Origin of the sequence: Pseudomonas sp. YQ_6, from assembly GCF_043103245.1 — a bacterium.
Taxonomy (GTDB): domain Bacteria; phylum Pseudomonadota; class Gammaproteobacteria; order Pseudomonadales; family Pseudomonadaceae; genus Aquipseudomonas; species Aquipseudomonas alloputida.
This window is the reverse complement of record NZ_JBICJR010000053.1, coordinates 22,669-40,647: the sequence shown is the minus strand read 5'-3', so window position 1 is coordinate 40,647 and position 17,979 is coordinate 22,669. Positions and strand designations below refer to the sequence as shown.

General features: G+C 62.3%; 14 protein-coding genes. 8 read left to right on the top strand and 6 right to left on the bottom strand.

Features of this window, described 5'->3' with window-relative positions; all coding sequences use genetic code 11:
- Window positions 1-14: 14 nt before the first annotated feature.
- From ACF8FG_RS17435 to ACF8FG_RS17410, 6 genes are all read left to right on the top strand, one after another.
- On the top strand, window positions 15-4,436 hold the full coding sequence (locus ACF8FG_RS17435; RefSeq protein WP_392518997.1) for an NEL-type E3 ubiquitin ligase domain-containing protein: 4,422 nt from the start codon (window positions 15-17) through the stop codon (window positions 4,434-4,436).
- A 97-nt stretch (window positions 4,437-4,533) separates the two neighbouring features.
- Window positions 4,534-9,027, top strand: coding sequence for an NEL-type E3 ubiquitin ligase domain-containing protein (locus ACF8FG_RS17430; RefSeq protein WP_318078997.1), 4,494 nt, complete (start codon window positions 4,534-4,536; stop codon window positions 9,025-9,027).
- Between the two features lie 227 nt (window positions 9,028-9,254).
- A complete protein-coding gene (locus tag ACF8FG_RS17425; RefSeq protein WP_003250449.1) occupies window positions 9,255-9,806 on the top strand; it encodes a DUF4174 domain-containing protein in 552 nt (183 codons plus the stop codon).
- A gap of 174 nt (window positions 9,807-9,980) precedes the next feature.
- On the top strand, window positions 9,981-10,472 hold the full coding sequence (locus ACF8FG_RS17420) for an EF-hand domain-containing protein (protein ID WP_135198838.1): 492 nt from the start codon (window positions 9,981-9,983) through the stop codon (window positions 10,470-10,472).
- Window positions 10,473-10,546: 74 nt separating this feature from the next.
- Window positions 10,547-11,380 carry a DUF692 domain-containing protein gene (locus ACF8FG_RS17415; protein ID WP_014591612.1) on the top strand — a complete coding sequence of 278 codons (834 nt, stop codon included), beginning with the start codon at window positions 10,547-10,549 and terminating at the stop codon, window positions 11,378-11,380.
- On the top strand, window positions 11,373-12,068 hold the full coding sequence (locus ACF8FG_RS17410) for a DUF2063 domain-containing protein (protein ID WP_014591611.1): 696 nt from the start codon (window positions 11,373-11,375) through the stop codon (window positions 12,066-12,068). Before ACF8FG_RS17415 ends, ACF8FG_RS17410 begins: the two co-directional genes overlap by 8 nt.
- 33 nt (window positions 12,069-12,101) lie before the next feature.
- Here ACF8FG_RS17410 and ACF8FG_RS17405 read toward each other — a convergent pair whose 3' ends face one another.
- The 4 genes from ACF8FG_RS17405 to ACF8FG_RS17390 form a co-directional block, all read right to left on the bottom strand.
- Window positions 12,102-12,590 (bottom strand): DoxX family membrane protein, encoded by a 489-nt coding sequence (locus ACF8FG_RS17405; RefSeq protein ID WP_014591610.1) that lies wholly within the window; start codon window positions 12,588-12,590, stop codon window positions 12,102-12,104.
- Window positions 12,591-12,604: 14 nt separating this feature from the next.
- Window positions 12,605-13,222: a ferric reductase-like transmembrane domain-containing protein gene (locus tag ACF8FG_RS17400; protein ID WP_014591609.1), complete on the bottom strand. Its 618-nt coding sequence runs from the start codon at window positions 13,220-13,222 to the stop codon at window positions 12,605-12,607.
- A gap of 163 nt (window positions 13,223-13,385) precedes the next feature.
- Window positions 13,386-14,672: an ATP-binding protein gene (locus tag ACF8FG_RS17395; protein ID WP_014591608.1), complete on the bottom strand. Its 1,287-nt coding sequence runs from the start codon at window positions 14,670-14,672 to the stop codon at window positions 13,386-13,388.
- Entirely contained in the window at window positions 14,669-15,409 is a 741-nt protein-coding gene (locus tag ACF8FG_RS17390) for a response regulator (protein ID WP_014591607.1), read from the bottom strand. The genes ACF8FG_RS17395 and ACF8FG_RS17390 overlap by 4 nt, the downstream gene beginning before the upstream one ends.
- Before the next feature lie 220 nt (window positions 15,410-15,629).
- Between ACF8FG_RS17390 and ACF8FG_RS17385 the strand changes: the two genes are divergently transcribed.
- Together ACF8FG_RS17385 and ACF8FG_RS17380 are read left to right on the top strand one after the other, a co-directional pair.
- The gene (locus tag ACF8FG_RS17385) at window positions 15,630-15,905 is read left to right on the top strand and encodes a DUF2790 domain-containing protein (protein ID WP_014591606.1); all 276 of its coding nucleotides are present in this window, start codon (window positions 15,630-15,632) and stop codon (window positions 15,903-15,905) included.
- A gap of 10 nt (window positions 15,906-15,915) precedes the next feature.
- On the top strand, window positions 15,916-16,431 hold the full coding sequence (locus tag ACF8FG_RS17380; RefSeq protein WP_134697623.1) for a thioredoxin family protein: 516 nt from the start codon (window positions 15,916-15,918) through the stop codon (window positions 16,429-16,431).
- Window positions 16,432-16,544: 113 nt separating this feature from the next.
- Here ACF8FG_RS17380 and ACF8FG_RS17375 read toward each other — a convergent pair whose 3' ends face one another.
- On the bottom strand, window positions 16,545-17,393 hold the full coding sequence (locus tag ACF8FG_RS17375) for a shikimate dehydrogenase (protein WP_014591604.1): 849 nt from the start codon (window positions 17,391-17,393) through the stop codon (window positions 16,545-16,547).
- Window positions 17,390-17,839 (bottom strand): type II 3-dehydroquinate dehydratase, encoded by a 450-nt coding sequence (gene aroQ / locus ACF8FG_RS17370; RefSeq protein WP_014591603.1) that lies wholly within the window; start codon window positions 17,837-17,839, stop codon window positions 17,390-17,392. The genes ACF8FG_RS17375 and aroQ overlap by 4 nt, the downstream gene beginning before the upstream one ends.
- Between the last annotated feature and the right edge of the window lie 140 nt (window positions 17,840-17,979).

Genomic DNA, 17,979 nt, shown 5'->3' with positions numbered 1-17,979 from the left:
TCGCGGAGGCAGAGATGCAGAACAATAGCAGTCAACCATCGGCTGCGGTCGATACCCTTGCCATGGCACAAGCATGCCAGGACCACTACATCGCACAGCGGTTGCCGGCCTGGATGAAGCGGCTGAGCATGGCCGAATTCACCCTGCTGAGCGAGGCGCTGCATGAACTGCTGGCCTGCCGTGCAGGCTTGTCGTCAGCGCTGGCGCGGCTAAGCAACCTGAATGCATTTGCCCGGCCCTTGCTGCAGCAAGCGCTCGGTGCCCACGGCGACCTTGATGTCGATCGCCTGTACTTTCGCCAGTGGTACACCTTTCCCTCACACACGATCCATTATGTAACCAGTCGGCTTCCGGTTGTCGGCAGCGACTACTACGACATCCCTCTGCTCGAGGCCGCTTTGTGCAATTTCACCGCAGAGCAGCAGCGCGACCAGCCACAGGGCAATTGCCTGGTCGATGTGTGCGGCGCAAGGCGCAGTGAGCTGTCTGCACCGGGCTTTGCCAGGCTGTGTCGAGCGCTGGATCTTGGGCAGAAATACCAGGCGCATCTGGATTCGGTACTTCAGCCCGAAGTCAGGGGATTGCTGACGCGACGGCAACGCTACTGCATGCTGGTGGATGCCCTGCAGGCCAGGGCGCAGGGCATATTGAGCGCAGACGAACTGCAGTGGGTGGTGGCGCTGTGCATGAAGGACACGCTCGGTAAGCTCGAAGGCGCATCGGTTCGCGTGCGCCAGTTGGCGTTGTTCGGTTGCCGCTTGCAGCAAATCGTCGTGCTGGACGTGATCGACGCGGGCTTGCTGTTCAACACCAGCAAGCGCGTGCTGGTCTATGTACCGGGTGACCCGCACGGCCCCTGGAGCGTGCGCAGCGACCTGGAAGATTATGCCCGCCGGGTGCTTGGCAAACGCCTGCGCGAAGATGACTACCGGCGTTTCTTCAACCGCTTCGTGCGCCGATGCGATAGCCAGCGATTCTTCTCGGCCGTCAGTACGCGCCTCGATGACGTGCCCGGCTGGGCAACCCGGGACCTCGATGAGCAGACCTTTGCCTATCGCCTGCCATTGTTCGAACACCTTGCTGACGACTGGATTGCGCGGATCAAGGACGATGCTGCGATCATCGCCCCGCCCGTGGCCTTGCTTGATCGTGAGGTCCAGGCCGAACACGCCCGCCGTTTGCGTGCTGAAGGCTGGACCCTGTTGGGTGTCGCAGGGTTCTTCGTTCCGGGCATCGGCGCGGTGTTGTTGGGGGTGATGGCCTGGGAACTGCTTGAGCAGACGTTCCAGGCTGTAGGGGACTGGCAGGAAAACGAACGCAATGCAGCACTGGCGCACCTGCTGAATGTAGGCAAAGGGCTGCTGGCTGTCGGGGCAACCGTTGGCGTAGTCGTCACGGCCCGACGCGCCTGGAGTGTGGTGGACAACCTGGTACCGGCGCAGCTGGAAAACGGTGAGGAAAAACTGTGGAACGCAGACCTCGGCCCCTATCGCTGCGAAAGCCCGCCAGACACGGCGGTGCCGGACATGGAGGGTATGCACCGCCTGGGCGAGCGCCGCTGGATCAGCATGGACGGGCACTGGTATGAGATGACCTGGCACAACGACGATGAACAGTGGCAATTGCTCCCTTACCAGGGCTATGCGCCGCCGCTCCGTCACAATGGAGCCGGTGCGTGGCGGCTGTGGTGCGAACAGCCCGCCGAGTGGGGCGACTCACGCCTGTTGTTCCGCCGTCTGGGCGGGCCATTCAGCGACCTCGACGACGCGCAGATCGACCGGTCGCTGGCGATTCATGGCCTGGATGATCAGCATCTGCGGGCATGGCATGTGTATGGCCGACCGCCGGAGGCCGCGCTGCTCGACACCGTCACACGCGTGCGGCTCGCTGGCAGGATTGGTACGTTGGTCAACCAGTTGCGCGAGGGCGGTGTAACCGCAGACCCGCAACTGCTGGAGCGGGTCATGCACCTTCCACAGGCCGCCGGCAAGGACGGAGTAGCGTTGGCCGAGGTGGCTTGGGCCGGACGACGAGAACTGCTTCAGGCGTTGTACGAAGAGCAGAATCCCGACACGGAAACTGGCCGCCTCTTACGACAGAATTTTGCCAGCCTGCACCGTTTGGCCGCGGATGAGGTGTTGCGCGATGCCAGCGAGGATGACCTGCAGCGTTTGCGTGAGACGGGGCGTGTGCCGTTGCTGATGGCCGAGGCAGCAAGGTTGCAGGTTGCGCGGATTCGAATGGCGCGGGTGTACGAGGCGCTGTGCATCGATACGCCGCAAAACCTCGACCTGGCGCGTGTGGTCCTGAACCTGCTGGTGCATGTGCCGGGGGCTGGCGGGCCGGGGTGGCGATTGTACGACGGTGATGCCAGCGAGCCGTTACTGACGGTCGAGGGATCGGCGCAGACGTTTGACCTGCTTCATCGTCATGGGCTGTTCCGCCTGCGTGCCCGAACGCACAAGGTTGCCGGTGAGAGGGGCGAGTTGTTCGAGACCTTGGCAGCAGCCTATGACGACGCATCGCAAGCGGCCATCGGCCAAGGCCAGCCCTTTGTGCCTGCGCTGCGCCAGGCGCTGACCAATGTGGCTTTCGACCAACGCCAGACCGTGGTGAACCTGCTCAGGCTGGAACAGCCGAGCGGCTCGTTTCTCGCGCCGCAACGTCTTGCTGATGGCCGGATTGGTTACCCCATGGCGGGTGGCAGGCTATGGGGGGCGTTAGGGCTAAACAGGCCAAGGGCGCTTCAGGCCCGGTTGCGAGACCTGTACCCGGCCTTTAGCGACGAACAGATCGGGCGCTGGTTGGCCTCAAGTGACGCACAGGCCAGGCTATCTATGCTGGAGCAGCAATATGGGATGCTCAAGAGACACTTGACCCAGTGGGCGCGCAGTGCCTTGCTGTCATCAGAACTGGCCGCCCGGCGTGAGTTCAGAAAGGGGCTGATCAACTGCTGGCGCTGTCTTGTGCCGGAACTGCAAGGACAAGCAGCACTGGACGACGGGCGCTTCATGCTGACCCAGACCATCAGCCGCTTGCGCCATCTGCCGGCCCTGCCCGAGCAAGTGGGCTTTCCCCACGTCTCGATCCTGGCCTTGCGCGACATGCGCGTGGAGCACGTTCCGGATGAGTTTCTGCGGGCGTTTCCCAACTTGCGCAACCTGGAAATCACCCATTGCCGACTCACGCGTTTGCCATTGCCGCTGATGCTTGTCCAGAAGCTGGAGGTGCTCGACTTGTCTGGTAACCAGATCGCCCTTGACCAAGGCCAGGCGTTGGTCCTGGCAGATTGCCGGTCCCTGGTGTACCTGAACCTTTCAGACAACCCGCTGCGCAGGGCATTTTCCGTCCAGGCAATGACCGAGCTGAATGCCCTCTACCTGTCGAACACCCAGTTACCCGAGTGCCCCTACGGGCTGATGGACGCGCCAGAACTGCACACCCTGAACCTCAGCGACAACCGTATTTCTGAACTGCCCGAGGGTTTTCATCAATCGCAGTTGTGGCGCTCGGGCAGGGTCGAGCTTTCTGGCAATCGGCTGGGGGCCGCGCAGGACGGGTTTTCAACCTGGCATTTGCTTGAGGGCAGTCGCGTGCCTTACCGGTTGCGCATCCTGGATGCGTTGCCTGGCGAGCGTCGAGATGAAATGGCTGCACTGTGGGCCCATCTGGAGGCCGAGGAGCAATCGGAAGAGTTCTTCAATACCCTGTCGATGCTGACGGAATCGGGCGCCTTCAGCTTCTCATCGACTGCATCCGCGCTCGCGGCCCGTGTGTTCGACATGCTCCAGGCGATGTCTGAGCATGATGCCCTCAGGCAGGAGTTGTTCGAGCACGCTGCGGCGACCGGTTGCCAGGATAACGCCACCGTGCGCTTCGCCGACCTGGAACTGCGAGTGATGATATGGCGCACGAGGCACAGCGGATCTGCCCGGCCTGAACGGGGCTTGTTGAAGCTCGGTGCCCGGATGTGGCGGTTGGCGGTGCTTGAGCAAATTGCGGCTGAACATGCTCATCGGGTGGGGGCGGGCGCTGAATCGATCGAATTCGCCTTGGCCTATCGAATCGGCTTGCGCAAGTCTCTGGACTTGCCTGGCCAACCCGATGAAATGCTCTATGCAGGTATCCCTGCCTTGAGTAAGCAGGACCTTCTCCTGGCCCGTGAAAGGGTCCTGGCGCGACAGACCCGGGAGGGCATTGCTGATTACCTGTCACGCCAGTGGTTCTGGCAGGATTACCTGCGCAAGGCTTGCGCAGTTCGCTTGCAAGTGCCCCAAGCCATGCACGCTGAGCTGGAACGGCTGATGGCGCTGGGGAATCGGGATGAGGAAATCGCACGGCTGCAGATCCGCAATCAGCAACGTGAGCATGCGGTGTTGCTGCAGTTGACGCTGGAGGCGCTGGACCGGAATACGGTGCAGCGTGTGCTCAGTTAGCGGGTGGCCGGTTGTCTGGCCGCAGGCATTAGCTATATAGCGCCTGGCGGGGAGCAGGCAATTTAGTCTGGCCTCTTTTCATGAGGAGGCCCCCGCTATGGACACCACTTTGCCGTCAGATGCGCAGGCCGCCATCGATGCCTTCCAGGACGGCATCATCGGCAGGCGCCTGCCACCCTGGTTGCGTCATGCACCTGCTGAGCAACTGCCTGAGATCGGCAAGGCATTGTCAAACAGCCTTCGCTGCTGTGAGCAAGTGAACACGGTGCTGCGAGGTATCGAGGGCATCGACAGTTTCGTCGCATCAGCCCTGGGGAAGGCCCTCGACCAGCGTTATGGGCTTGGCCGTAACCCGTACTCGCTCAGGTTTCTGGAGGGCCGCCGGGAAGCTGTGATCAACAGTCAGCCAGTGGGCGCACACCTGACTACCGTGGTCTATGAAGAAAAGCCGCTGCTCGAAGTCGCATTGCGCAACTTCACGGCCGCGCAGGCGCAGGAAGGTGGCCAGCCGCGCGGTAACCGCCTGCTTCTTCCACGCCACGGCACGGTCAAACCCCCTACGAGCATCGAGTTTGCCGGACTGTGTCGTGAGCTGGACCTGGGTGAGCGCTATCAACGTCATCTGGATGCCATACTCACGCCCACTGGCAGTGCCGAGCGCCTGGTATCACTGCTTGTGGATGCCACGCGCTACACCATGCTTGTGGACGCCTACAAAGCCAGGCAAGAGGGAACGCTGGATGCCAGCGAACTCAATGTGATGGTAGCTGTGTGCGAGAAGGGGAAGCTGCCGCGCTTGGCGGGCGACCTTGTGCAGGCCAGGCAACTGAAATTGCTGGGTTGCCAGATTGAGCAGGTGACCGTGTTCGTGGTGGTCGAGCAGGGCGTCCTGTTCAACACGACGCGTCGGGTGTTGCTTTACGTGCCTGGAGACCCTTTTTCGCCCTGGCGCGCGTTCGAGAGCCTCGACAAACTGAACCGCGAACTGGGCCGTCGCTTGCGAGACAAGGCTTACCAGCGTTTTTTCAGCCGCTTCGTGCTGCGGCGCGACAGCCAGGCTTTTTTCGCCCAGGTCGCGGAGCGCTTCGATGGCCTGCCGGGCTGGGCTTTTCGCGATCTCGAACCGCGCTTGCAGGCTTACCCGCAGCCGTTGTTCATCAGCCTGGCACAGGCACGTATCCACCAGATCAAGGACGATGCGGCGATGATCGCGGTCCCTGTGGCCAGGCTGGATCGTGAGGTTCAGCGCCAGCATGACCTGCGCCTTGCCGCCGAAGGATGGGCGCTGCTCAACCTGGCCAGTTTCTTTGTGCCTGGGCTTGGCCTGGCGCTGCTGGCCGTGACGGCCTACGAACTACTGGGTGAGGTCTATCATGGCGCCGAGGCCTGGCAGCAAGGCGATCGTCAGGAGGCGCTCGACCATTTGACCCATGTGGCGACAGACCTTGCCGTGCTGGCGACCGCGGTCGCCGGGGTGGGTGTGGCTCGACGGGTTTGGGCGCGCTCTGCGAAGGTCGATGCCATGGTGCCGGCTCGGCTGGAGGACGGCACTGAGAAACTCTGGCAACACGACTTGACCCCGTTTCAAAGCCAAGCCCCCGTGGCAGCCTCGAGCCCGGACGCCTTGGGTATTCGGCGTCAGGACGGGCGGGCCTGGATCGAAATGGACGGGCATCACTATCGCTTGGCAGAGGCGGGTGATGATCAATGGCAGTTGCATCCGGTCGACGGCCACGGGCCGTTGCTGCGCCACAATGGCGCAGGTGCTTGGCGGTTGTGGAGCGAGCAACCGGCACGGTGGACCGACAAATACCGCATGTTCCGGCGTTTGGGCGAACCCTTCAGTGGGCTGAATGACGAACAGATCGATCAGGTTCTGCTGTTCCACGGCCTTGATGGCGACGACCTGCGTGGCCTGCATGTACACGCCCAGGCACCGAGCCCCGGCATGATCGACAGTGTGGAACGGGTCAGGCTTGATCAACGCATCCGCAGCATGATTGGCCGTCTGCGCAGCGGCGAGCCGGTAGCAGATACAACAGTGCTCGATCACGCTCGGCGCCTGCCAGGTGCGAGTGGCCTGACAGATCAGGCACTGGCCGCGCTGGCATGGACGCAGCGCCGAACACTGCTGCAGCACCTTTTCGAAGCCTTGCAGCCCAGCGACACCCCTGGCAGTGCGGCGCTGCGCCGGGTGTTCCCGGGGCTGAGCGCGCGCACTGCGCAAGCATTGGTACGGGCCGCCAGCAGCGTGGATCGCACGCGGCTGCGGTCCAGCGGAAGGGTTGCATTGGGGCTGGCCGAGGCGGCAAGGGGCAGTGTGCTGGCTACCCGTCAGGCTCGGGTATTTGAGGCGTTTTACCTTGATACGCCGCAGCATGCAGACCTTGCACGGGTGGTGTTGGGCTTGCTGCGGTATGTACCCGGTGGCGAACAAGGTGTGTGCTGGCGTTTGTACGAAGGTTGCCTGGGCGGGCCGATACTGGCGAAGACCGAGCAAGGGCAGCGGGCGTTCGATCTGGTGCACGTGAACGGTACGTTTCAACTGCATGGCAGCCAGGGCACGGCGCTGGGTGAGGCAGGTGAGTTGTTTGACGTCATGGCGCCAGCCTATACCGAAGCGCAGAGGGCGGCGATGGGGATCGGCGATCCATTTGCGCACAACCTCAGGGTGATACTGGCGCGCGAAGCGGCACGCCATCGTGATGAGATCAGTCGTTTGCTTGGCGCGGTACGACCAGGTGCTGTCCGAGGGCCCATGCGCTTGGCCGATGGACGTATTGGCTACCCGCTGGGTGGTGGCGGAGTAGGTGGTTTCGCATCAAGGGGTAGTGCCCTGAGGGCCACGCTGCGCGATCTCTTTCCGTGGTTGAGTGATGAGCAGGTCGAGACCTTCGCCGATGACGCCAGGCGTTCAGGGCAGCAGATTGAACACGTACTGGCTGACCTTCGCAATGAGTTCGCCATCCTGCGCATGACACTGAATACCTGGGTGGCACGAGGACAGGGCGATGTCAGGGAAGATCGAGAGGCTCTACGCCAGACGTTGTTCAATTGCTGGCGGCGGTCGGTGGGCGTGGGGGAACTGCAAATAAATGCACAGGAAAACCTCCACGTCATGTTCTGCAATTTCAGATCGAGCGGCTTGCCCAACATACCCCCACAGGTCAGCTTCAGAGGTGTGACCAGCCTGTCGCTGCTGCACCTTGACCTTCTGGAGGTGCCCAGCAGCCTATTGCTGGCTTTCCCTAACCTGCAAACCCTCGATCTGGGAGGGAACCTGTTGACGCGCCTTCCGCAGCCGTTGCTACAGATAGCGCAGCTGCGGCATCTGAGCCTGACCAACAACCGGATCGTCCTGAACATTGCACAAACCGCCACATTGGCCAGTTGCACGAGCCTGCAGTCTCTCGACCTGTCCCACAACCCCCTGGGGAGCCGGTTCACCTTGGCGGGTTTGGCTGAATTGCGTTGGCTGAACTTGCGCGACACACAGATCTCGCAGTTTCCACTGGGCGTGTTCGACAACGCTCAGTTGGTATCCGTTGACTTGCGTGATAACCGGATCAGGTACATTCCAGAGGGTTTCTATCAGTTGCCCGTGTGGCAGCGGCGGCGGTTTCGTTTGAATGCGAACCCCTTGGGCGAGGCCCAAACGTTGCGCTTGCAGGCGTCGTTGAGTAGCGACGGTCCTGCCCTCGACGAAGAGCAAGTGCTTCTGCGGATGAATCACGCGCGTGAAGTATGGGGGGATGCGGTGGCCCCGGAGCATCGCGGCTTGATGCTTGCTGCCTGGGACACGCTGGATGCGGGGCAGGACGCCGAGCGTTTTTTCCGGGTGCTTCGCCAGTTGTTGCTGTCCGAAGACTTTCGTGTCAATGCGCGTGCACTGGGCAATCGGGTAATGGCGGTACTGCAAGCGATGGCCATTACGCCAGAGCTGCGGCAGAACTTGTTGTCAGTGGCCAATGATGAGTGGGGGTGCCAGGACGGTGCAACCTGGTGCTTGAGCAACCTTGAACTGAATTTGCTGGTTTGGCAGGTTGAGCACGCGGCTCAGGGAGAAAGCGAACGCGCTTTGCTAGACCTGGGCAGACGTTTATGGCGCCAGGATGCAGTCGACATGTTCGCTACCCGATGGGCGCTACAGCATGGCAGGACGCTGGAAGGAAGCGAGGTGGGGTTGGCTTTCAGGATCGGGCTGAGGGAGCGTCTCGACCTGCCATTGCAGGTGGGAGAAATGAGCTTTCTTGCGATCTCAGGCGTCCTGGATGCGGACCTTGCAGAAGCAGAGGCTGCAGTGCGAGATGCAGAAACCCCGGAAGAGGTTGCCCGCTCCATGGTTGACCGTGGATTCTGGCAGGCGCACCTGGAGCGTTCCCATCCTGAGCGATTTGCTGCGGTCGACCTGCCGTTCAGAAGGCAGCTTGAAAGTGTGCTTGACGACGAAGCGCTGAGCGAAGGTGCCAGGATCGACCAGGCGGATGCCATTCGTGATGCTCAGCGCGCTGCACGCAGAGGGCTGATGCTGGATATGACGATTCACGCGATGGAAGTTGGACCCAAGGGGCCATCTATCGATGTGCGTTGAAATGCGCTTAGATCAAGGGCTGCCTGGCCCTGCCAAAGCGGCTTTGGGCTATGCTCAATCGTGCTGACAGTGGTTTGTACCAGCGCCGTAGTCTTGGCTTCAGGTGGCTCGGAAATCGACAGTTACTTTTGCACACCCCGTTCCGGAATGAAGTGGTTTAGGCTCCCTGTCGGATTTTTCTCCATGATCTGTAGTCATTGGTTTATCGAGACAATAAGGAGATACGCATGCTTGTCCGGTCACTGACCCTCGCAACCTTGCTTGCTGTTGCCGGCCCCCTGTTTGCCGCAGACAGTGATGCGCCTCTAGCCAAGGAACTGGGCAAGGCCAGACCATTGGTGGTTATCGCTCCCAGCAGTGCCGACCCGACGTTGCGAGGGCTGAACAAGGCGCTAGAGGACCCGGCCACCCAGGCCGCGTTCAAGGAGCGCAACCTTGTCCTGTACAGCGTCGCCAACATGATGGGCAAGCGAGAGGACAAGAACCTGGAGCAGCAGACCACAATGGCCCTGATTCGGGAGCTGAAGCTGGGGGCGAGCAAGGGTACCAAGGTGATTCTGGTGGGCAAGGACGGTGAGCGGCACATGCTCAAGGACGACGACACCGGCGAGGCCATCGACCCACAGGTGATCCTTAAAGCGGTCGATGAACTGCCTGCCAGCGAAAAGGCGGTGGCGGCGCCCGAGCCCGTAGCGGCGGCCCCGCAAGCCAAGGACAAGGACAGCAAGCCGGCCAAGCCCGCCAAGCCAGCGGCCCCGCCCAAACCGCTGGAAGACTGATCACGCCGCATGGCCCCAAGCCAACTTGGGGCCCGTTGACGGGTGGTGTGTATCGCACTGTATCTGCCTGTGCTGCAGACCTACTGCCATACAAAAGTGCGCCTGGCACGATACATCCCCGACAAACCGCAACTGCCTAATGGCTCCACTTACCAACCCCAGTGGAGCTGCATCATGACTCAAGCAAAAAACACCCTCGGGCTGCTCGGCGCCGCCCTGATCGGCAGCATGGCATTGAGCAACAGTGCATTCGCCGTCGAGCCGCTGGCTCAAGGTTACCAACTGGCCTCGGCCAAAGTGGCCGGCGAGGGCAAGTGTGGTGAAGGCAAGTGCGGGGGGAGCGGCAAGGCTTCCCAGAGCGAAGGCAAGTGCGGTGAGGGTAAATGCGGCGCCGGCGCCAAGGCCGGGGCTGAGGGCAAGTGTGGTGAAGGCAAGTGCGGTGACGCCTCGTTCGCCAAAACCGACAGCAATCACGATGGCAAGGTCTCGCGCGATGAGTTTCTGGCGGTGGCCAAGGACCGTGCCCCTGATTTCGACAAGATCGACCGCAACCATGACGGTTTCATCTCCGAGCAGGAAGCGGCGGATCACCTCAAGGCGATTTACCAGGCCAATGGCAAGGCCATGCCGGATGGCTTGTTCAGCCACCTGACCGGCAAGCCCTGACTTTCTACCCCATGAAACGCCATAACGCTCCTCCTGCTGGCCAGGTGGGGCGTTGTGCTTGTTGGAGAACTTTTATGTTTCCTGCAATGTTGAACATCGGGCTAGGCTTGCGTCGCGGCCTGTTGCCGGAACTGCTGGCCATGGAGGCCGGCGCAGTGGACTTTCTGGAGTGTGCGCCGGAAAACTGGATTGCCGTGGGCGGCGCCTATGGCAAGGGCTTGGCCCAGTTGGCGGAGCGCTTTGCTGTCACCTGTCATGGGTTGTCTTTATCGCTGGGTGGCAGTGCGCCGCTGGACCGCCATTTCCTCGAGCAGACCCGGCAGTTTCTCGATCGCTACCAGGTGCGACTGTACAGCGAGCACCTGAGCTACTGCAGTGATGACGGGCACTTGTACGACCTGATGCCCATCCCGTTCACCGATGAAGCCGTACACCATGTGGCCGCGCGCATACGCCAGGCTCAGGAGCAGCTGGAGCGGCGCATTGCCGTGGAGAACATCAGCTACTATGCCGCGCCGTATCAGGCGATGAGCGAACTCCACTTCATCCAGGCGGTGCTCGAAGAAGCGGATTGTGACCTGCTGCTGGACGTCAACAATGTCTATGTCAACGCCTGCAACCATGGCTACGACGCCCAGCAATTCCTTGCAGGCTTGCCCCCGGCGCGCGTGACCGGGATGCACGTTGCCGGGCATTACGATGAAGCGCCGGACCTCAAAGTGGATACCCATGGGGCCGCCGTGAAGGAGGATGTCTGGGCGTTGTACGCCAGCGCTTGCGTGCGCTTTGGTGTCAAGCCGACGGTGCTTGAACGTGATTTCAACTACCCGCCCTTGGCCGAACTGTTGGCCGAGACGGCGCGTATGCGTGCTGTGCAATGCGCTGCCGGAGGGCAGGCAGATGAATGAGACTCTGCGTGCGCAGCAGTATGCCTTGGCCCGTCACCTGCGCGACCCACAGCGCCATGCCCCGCCGCCCGGCGTCGAGGCCCGGCGCCTGAAGGTTTACCGTGAGTTGTTCTATGGCGCTATCGAAGGCTTGCTGGCTGGCAGCTTCCCGGTGATGCGCCAGGCGTTGGGCGAGCAGCGCTGGCATGCCCGAGTACGTGATTTCTACGCCAGTTACCGTTGCCAGACGCCGTTGTTTACCGAAATTGCCGAGACGTTCGTCGACTACTTGCAGCATGTGGCGCTGGACACCCCTTGGCAGCTGGAGCTGGCGCACTATGAGTGGGTCGAGGCGCAACTGTACCTGAGCGATGCCGAGGACCCGGCGCATGACCCGGGTGGTGATCTGTTGGCTGGAGAGCCGTTGTTGTCTTGTGTGGCGCGGGTCCTGGCCTATCGTTGGCCGGTGGAACGCATTGGCGTGGACTACCAGCCAACGGCTACCCCAGCATCGCCGAGCTTGCTGCTGGTTTATCGCGATGCCCGGTTGCAGGTGCGCTTTGCCCGGTTGGCACCTATGGCCTATCGGTTGCTGGTGGAGCAGGGGACTGGAAGAGAGCGGCTGCAGGCATTGGGCGGGGATGTGCAGCAAGGGTTGGCATTGTTGGAGGCATTGCGCGAGCAGGGCGTCATTGTCGGAACAGTTTGAAGGCATAGGGGGCTGCGCAGCAGCCCCCAACCCTCATCTGCCGAACCGCATGCCAAGCCAATGATCGAGGCTGAGGCGCCCGGCGCCCTTGAGCAGCAGTGGCAGCAACGCCACCAGGTAGATCAGCGGCAACTTGTAATTGCCGAATCCCTGGTCGGTAATCGCATAGCCTTGGGCCAGCTCCGCCAGGCCCGACCAGTGCGCCGGCCAGTGCACTGCCGCTATCGCTACAACGGTTACCACCATCAAACCCAACGATGCCAGCCGGGTACCCAGGCCCAACAGCAGCAGCAACGGCAGCACCAACTCGGCCCACATCGACAGTTGCCAGTTCAGCTCCGCGGGCAGCAGGTTGAAGGGGAACGGGAAGTTGGACTGCAGGTCGGCGAACCAGTTGCTGCCGTTGAATTTCTCCAGGCCGGATTCGAAAAACTCCCAGGCCAGAAATACCCGTAATGGCACGTCGGCACTCCAGCTGCCGAGGCGATCAACGGTGGTCAGGGTACGGGTCAAGGTCGTCATTTGCGGTTCTCTCTTCAGGCAAGGGCGCGGGTGCTGCGACGTTGTTTACGGGCCACTTTGGCGGTGAGCTTGATGGCGATGGCGCTGAACATGAGGGCGAACGCCAGCGGGTACCACCCCCCCATGGGGATACGCTTGTAGAACGACAGGCAGAACACGGCAGCCAGTACCCACATGCCGCTGCTGTGCAGCGCTTGCCAGGCACGGCCGCCCAACAGCCGCATGGGGGCCTTGAACGAGGTGGCGGTAAGCAGCAGCAAGAACAGGTAGCCGACTGTGCCGGGCAGGCTGGAAGTAAGTGTGCGGCCGGCCCAGAACAGCTCGGGGAATTGCTGGGCGTAGCGATAGATCAGCACGCCGTGCACGGTGTGGGAGAACGCGAATGCCAACCCCAGGTAGCGTCGCTCCTGCAGGATGCGGCGGCTTGATGTGCCAGGCAGCAAGGTCACCAGCGAGGAGGCCAGGAACGCTAGCAGGAACAGTGCGAACGAGCTGCGTGCGGTGGCACGAATGGCACTGCGCAAGCCGTCCGGGTCAGGTTGGCTGGCCAGGACTACGGCGGTCATCGCCAAGGTCAGGCCAGCGAGGGCGGCGAACAGCTTCCAGCCGGAGGGTAAGGTGAGGGCTTTCATCAGGGACTCCCGGGGTGTGGTTGTGTGACCGGGAGTGTCTCGAGGCGGGGTATCTGCAGTGTGTCAGTGGGATGCAGTTGTGTATCTGTTTGTAGAGGCGACCTCGCGCTTTACAGGAGCGGCCCGATCGAGATCCAAGGCCGTTCCTGCCAACGATCGCACTTCAGGTGAGTTCGATCTGCGCGCACAACCCGCCCTGTTCGCGGTTGCTCAGGGTCAGCCGCCCCCCCATGGCCTGGATCAGCTGGTGGGCAATGGCCAGTCCCAAACCGGTGCCACCCGTGCTGCGATTGCGTGAACCTTCCACCCGGTAGAACGGCTTGAGTACTTCATCCAGCTCGTCACCGGGTATCCCTGGCCCGTTGTCAAGCACGCGGATGATGGTGGTACTGCCCTCGCGGGATACTTGCAGCTCGGCAGCACCTGCAAACTTCAGGGCGTTGTCGACCAGGTTCACCAGTACCCGGCGCAGCGCATGCGGGCGGGTCTCCAGCAGAGTCCCGCTGCTGCCGTGGCGTTCGACCTGGGCGCCGCTGTCCTGGTAGTCGAATACCAGGCTGTCGAGAAAGGCATCAAGGTTGACCCGGCAGGTCGCTTCGGTGCTGCTGTCCATGCTGCGGGCATACGCCACGCCTTCGCGCACCAGGTGTTCCATTTCATCTAGGTCGCTCCAGAACTTGTCCCTTTCGACCCCCTCATCCATCACTTCGACCCGCAACTTCATGCGAGTGATCGGGGTTTGCAGGTCGTGGGAAATGGCCGCCAGCAACTGCATGCGTTCCTTGAGGTGGGCAGCAATGCGCGCCTGCAGGGCGTTGAAGGCCACGGCAGCGTAGCGCACCTCGCGTGGGCCGCTTTCATCCAGTTGTACGCCGGGCTGGTCCGGGTCGAGGTTGTCCACTGCCCGGGCCAGACGGGTTAGCGGGCCGATGGCCAGGCGTACCGCCAGCCAGGTACACAGCAACAGCACAGCCAGCTGAATCAGCAGTACCACGGGCAACCAACGGGCTACCGGGACTGGTGCTGGTGTCACGTCGATGGTCAGTGGCGCGCCGTCGGCCAGGTTCAGGTGCGCCTGGAAGTGCGCATTGGGCCCCGGGATTTCCAGGAAGGTCAGGCGGTAGTCGCTGCCAATGGCCTTGACGATCGACGCGGCGGCCATCGGTGGGTCACTGCTGGGCATCGCTTCGCCCGCCAGGCCCTGGTCGAGGCGATAGCGGTAGGTGCGCCGTTCCAGGCGTGGCAGCCAGGCGGCACGCTCGGCTGCGGGCAGGCGGTCAAGGATGGCAACCGAGGTCGCCACGTCCTGTTCGAGGTTGCTGAGCATCATCGAGCGGCTGCTGATATAGCGCTCGTAGGCCTGCAGGCCGAACGACAGACCATAAGCCAACACCAGGCCGGTGAAGAAGATCAGCGCCAGACGCGAGGCCAGGGTGCGCGGCCATTTCATGAAGGGGTCTCGAGCAATTGCACCGGCAGCGAAAACACGTAGCCCTCGCTACGCACGGTCTTGATGCAGCTGGGCTCACGGGCATCGTCACCCAGGCGCTGGCGCAGGCGGCTGACCAGCAAGTCGATGGAGCGGTCGAAGATGTCGGCTTCGCGGCCCTGGGTCAGGTTAAGCAGTTGTTCGCGGCTGAGCACCCGCTGCGGGTGGTCGAGGAACACCCGCAGCAGGCGGTATTCGGCGCCGCTCAAGGCCACCAGGGTTCCTTCGCTGTCGAGCAGGTGGCGCGCGGTGGTGTCCAGGCGCCATTGACCGAAACCCAGCAGGCGGCTGCTTTCGCTGATGGTCAGGTTGGGAGGCAACATGCGTGTGCGGCGCAGTACGGCGTTGATGCGGGCAAGCAGTTCGCGGGCCGAGAACGGTTTGGTCAGGTAATCGTCGGCGCCCATTTCCAGGCCGATGATGCGGTCGGTTTCGTCATTGCGGGCGGTCAGCATCAGCACCGGCGTATTGCGGTGCTTGCCGGCGCGCAGCTCGCGGCACAACAGCAGGCCGTCGTCGCCAGGCATCATGATGTCGAGCACGATCAGGTCGACGCTGTTGGCTTCGAGAAAGGCGCGCATCTGCCGGCCGTCGGCAACGATGCTGGTGCGCAGGCCGTTCTTCTTCAGGTAATTGCCGACCAGTTCGCGGATTTCGCGGTCGTCGTCGACGATCAGGATGTGATCGACGTGTTCCATGCGCTGGGTTCCTGTGCAAAGTGGGTTGGGCGCAGTGTACCGAGCGCGTTCGCCCTTGCCTGCGGGAGTTTGTATTGCAGTGTATCTGGCACGGGTAGGGATACAGCAGAAGGCACATCACAACGTTGGGCGACACATGCGGGATACCTGGCTGACGTGAAATGGCTCTCGACCGGGGAGCAACACTCCCCACCCCCAAGTGTTACCCAGGAGAGATGCCATGAACGTCAAGACTATCGCCAACGCCAGCCTGTTCGCCGTGCTCAGCTTCGGCGCCATCGCTGCCCAGGCCGCCACTGCCCCGATGCAGGATGGCGGGGTCATGCAGTACCGCTACGGTGAGACTCTGGATGTGAAGAAAGTGCTGTCGGTGCAGGACGATCAGAGCAACGCCTGCGGCCTGGTGAATACCCGAATGGACTACCTTGACTCCCATGGCCAGCGGCAAAGCGTGCAGTACCTCACCTATGCCACGGAAGGTTGCCATGAAAACTGATCGGCGCAGGATGCTCAAGGCAGGTGGTTTTGCGCTGGCGCTGACGGGGCTTGGGTTGGCTGGGCACCTGAAGGCACGCGACAGCTACGGCGCCATGCCGTCGCTGTCGGGCGCCAGCCAGTGGTTGAATTCGCCGCCCCTGGATGCCCCGGGACTCAAGGGCAAGGTGGTGCTGGTGGACTTCTGGACCTGGGACTGCATCAACTGCCGGCGCAGCCTGCCGTATGTGAATGATTGGGCGCGGCGCTATGCCGATCAAGGGCTGGTGGTGGTGGGGGTGCACACGCCCGAGTTCGACTACGAGCATGATGTGGCGACTTTGCGGGACAAGGTAGCCCGGTTGGGTATCGGGTATCCGGTGGCGGTAGATAATGACTACAAGGTGTGGAATGCCTGGGGCAACCAGTTCTGGCCGGCGCATTACTTTGTCGACCGCAAGGGGCAGGTGCGCCATGTGCACTTTGGCGAGGGGGATTATGGTGGGCAGGAACAGGTGATACAGGCTTTGCTGGATGAAAAAGGGTGATGCTCCTCTACCGGCCTCTTCGCGGGCATGCCCCACAGGGAGAGTGCAATCAGTAACGTTTGCGCAGTACCTGTGGGAGCGGGCGTGCCCGCGAAGAAGCCAACACTTTTCTATCAGGTGAAACTGGCAAAGTGCGCCTGCATCCGGGCCGCATCCGCCTGCCGCCCGCTGAACAGCTCGAATGCCTTCACCGCCTGGAACACCGCCATGTTGCTGCCATCCAGCGTGCGGCAGCCCAGTGCCCGTGCCGCGCGCAGCAGTTCGGTCTCCAGCGGGAAGTAGATGATCTCTGCCACCCACAGGCGGGGATGCAGCAACGCCACCGGCAGTGGCGTGCCCGGTAGCTTGGCCATGCCCACCGGCGTGGTGTTGACCAGCCCGTCCGCTTCGGCCAAGGCTGTGGCCAGGTCGGTGCCAAGCACGGCGCGCTCCGCGCCGAAATGGGTGTTCAGGTTGTCCACCAACGCCTGCGCACGGGTCGCATCCACTTCGAACAGCACCAGCCGTTCTACCCCTTCACCCAGCAGGGCATGGGCCACGGCCGAGCCAGCGCCACCGGCCCCCATCTGCACCACCTGGCGCCGTGCAACGTCCGGCAGGCCACGGCGCAAGCCTTCGGCAAAGCCCAGGCAATCGGTGTTGTGACCGACGCGCTTGCCGTCCTTGAGCACCACGGTGTTTACCGCGCCGATACCACGGGCCTCGTCGGACAGTTCGTCGAGCAACGGCAGGATCGCCTGCTTGAACGGGTAAGTAATGTTCAGCCCGGTGAAACCGGTATGTTGCGCGGCTTCGAGCAGGCCGGGCAGGGCGCTGTCGTCCAGTTGCAGCTGGTCGGCGTCGATCAGCCGGTACAGGTAGCGCAGGGCCTGGGCGTCGCCTTCGTGTTCGTGCAGGGCCGGGGTACGTGACAGTTGGATGCCGCGGCCGATCAGGCCGGCGAGGATGGCTTGCTGGCTCATGCCGCACGCTCCTGCAACAATTCGGCGAAGTGGCTCAGCGCCATGCGGTAGCCGTGGCTGCCCAGGCCGCAGATGACACCGACGGCGATGGACGATACGAACGACAAGTGACGGAAGGGCTCGCGTTTGTGCACATTGGACAGGTGCACCTCGATCACCGGCAGTTCGCTGGCCACCAGGGCATCGCGGATGGCGACCGAGGTGTGCGTCCAGGCGCCAGGGTTGATCACGATGCCGGCGCAGCGGCCTCGGGCGGCGTGGATCCAGTCGATCAGTTCGCCTTCGTGGTTGGTCTGGCGGAATTCGATTTCCAGGCCGTGGGCCTGGGCAGTATCGGCGCATCCCTGAGCCAGGTCAGCGAGGGTTTCGTGGCCGTACTGGGCAGGCTCGCGGGTGCCCAGCATGTTCAGGTTGGGGCCGTTGAGCACGAGAATAAGGGGCTTCATGACGGGCATCGCTTTGTTGTTGTTGAATGCCCGTAGTTTTGTACTGACTGGTTAGTTCCGTCAATTGGACAAGGTCGTTTCACCGGGAAAGTGGGCGATTATCGAACTTCTTCAGAAGGGATTGGCGTAAAAAAAAGCAG

What these genes read in the sequence shown, in the direction of transcription:
- ACF8FG_RS17435 (WP_392518997.1), top strand. Translation starts at nt 15, where the DNA reads ATGCAGAACAATAGCAGTCAACCATCGGCTGCGGTCGATACCCTTGCC.
- ACF8FG_RS17430 (WP_318078997.1), top strand. Translation starts at nt 4,534, where the DNA reads ATGGACACCACTTTGCCGTCAGATGCGCAGGCCGCCATCGATGCCTTC.
- ACF8FG_RS17425 (WP_003250449.1), top strand. Translation starts at nt 9,255, where the DNA reads ATGCTTGTCCGGTCACTGACCCTCGCAACCTTGCTTGCTGTTGCCGGC.
- ACF8FG_RS17420 (WP_135198838.1), top strand. Translation starts at nt 9,981, where the DNA reads ATGACTCAAGCAAAAAACACCCTCGGGCTGCTCGGCGCCGCCCTGATC.
- ACF8FG_RS17415 (WP_014591612.1), top strand. Translation starts at nt 10,547, where the DNA reads ATGTTTCCTGCAATGTTGAACATCGGGCTAGGCTTGCGTCGCGGCCTG.
- ACF8FG_RS17410 (WP_014591611.1), top strand. Translation starts at nt 11,373, where the DNA reads ATGAATGAGACTCTGCGTGCGCAGCAGTATGCCTTGGCCCGTCACCTG.
- ACF8FG_RS17405 (WP_014591610.1), bottom strand. Translation starts at nt 12,590, where the DNA reads ATGACGACCTTGACCCGTACCCTGACCACCGTTGATCGCCTCGGCAGC.
- ACF8FG_RS17400 (WP_014591609.1), bottom strand. Translation starts at nt 13,222, where the DNA reads ATGAAAGCCCTCACCTTACCCTCCGGCTGGAAGCTGTTCGCCGCCCTC.
- ACF8FG_RS17395 (WP_014591608.1), bottom strand. Translation starts at nt 14,672, where the DNA reads ATGAAATGGCCGCGCACCCTGGCCTCGCGTCTGGCGCTGATCTTCTTC.
- ACF8FG_RS17390 (WP_014591607.1), bottom strand. Translation starts at nt 15,409, where the DNA reads ATGGAACACGTCGATCACATCCTGATCGTCGACGACGACCGCGAAATC.
- ACF8FG_RS17385 (WP_014591606.1), top strand. Translation starts at nt 15,630, where the DNA reads ATGAACGTCAAGACTATCGCCAACGCCAGCCTGTTCGCCGTGCTCAGC.
- ACF8FG_RS17380 (WP_134697623.1), top strand. Translation starts at nt 15,916, where the DNA reads ATGCTCAAGGCAGGTGGTTTTGCGCTGGCGCTGACGGGGCTTGGGTTG.
- ACF8FG_RS17375 (WP_014591604.1), bottom strand. Translation starts at nt 17,393, where the DNA reads ATGAGCCAGCAAGCCATCCTCGCCGGCCTGATCGGCCGCGGCATCCAA.
- aroQ (WP_014591603.1), bottom strand. Translation starts at nt 17,839, where the DNA reads ATGAAGCCCCTTATTCTCGTGCTCAACGGCCCCAACCTGAACATGCTG.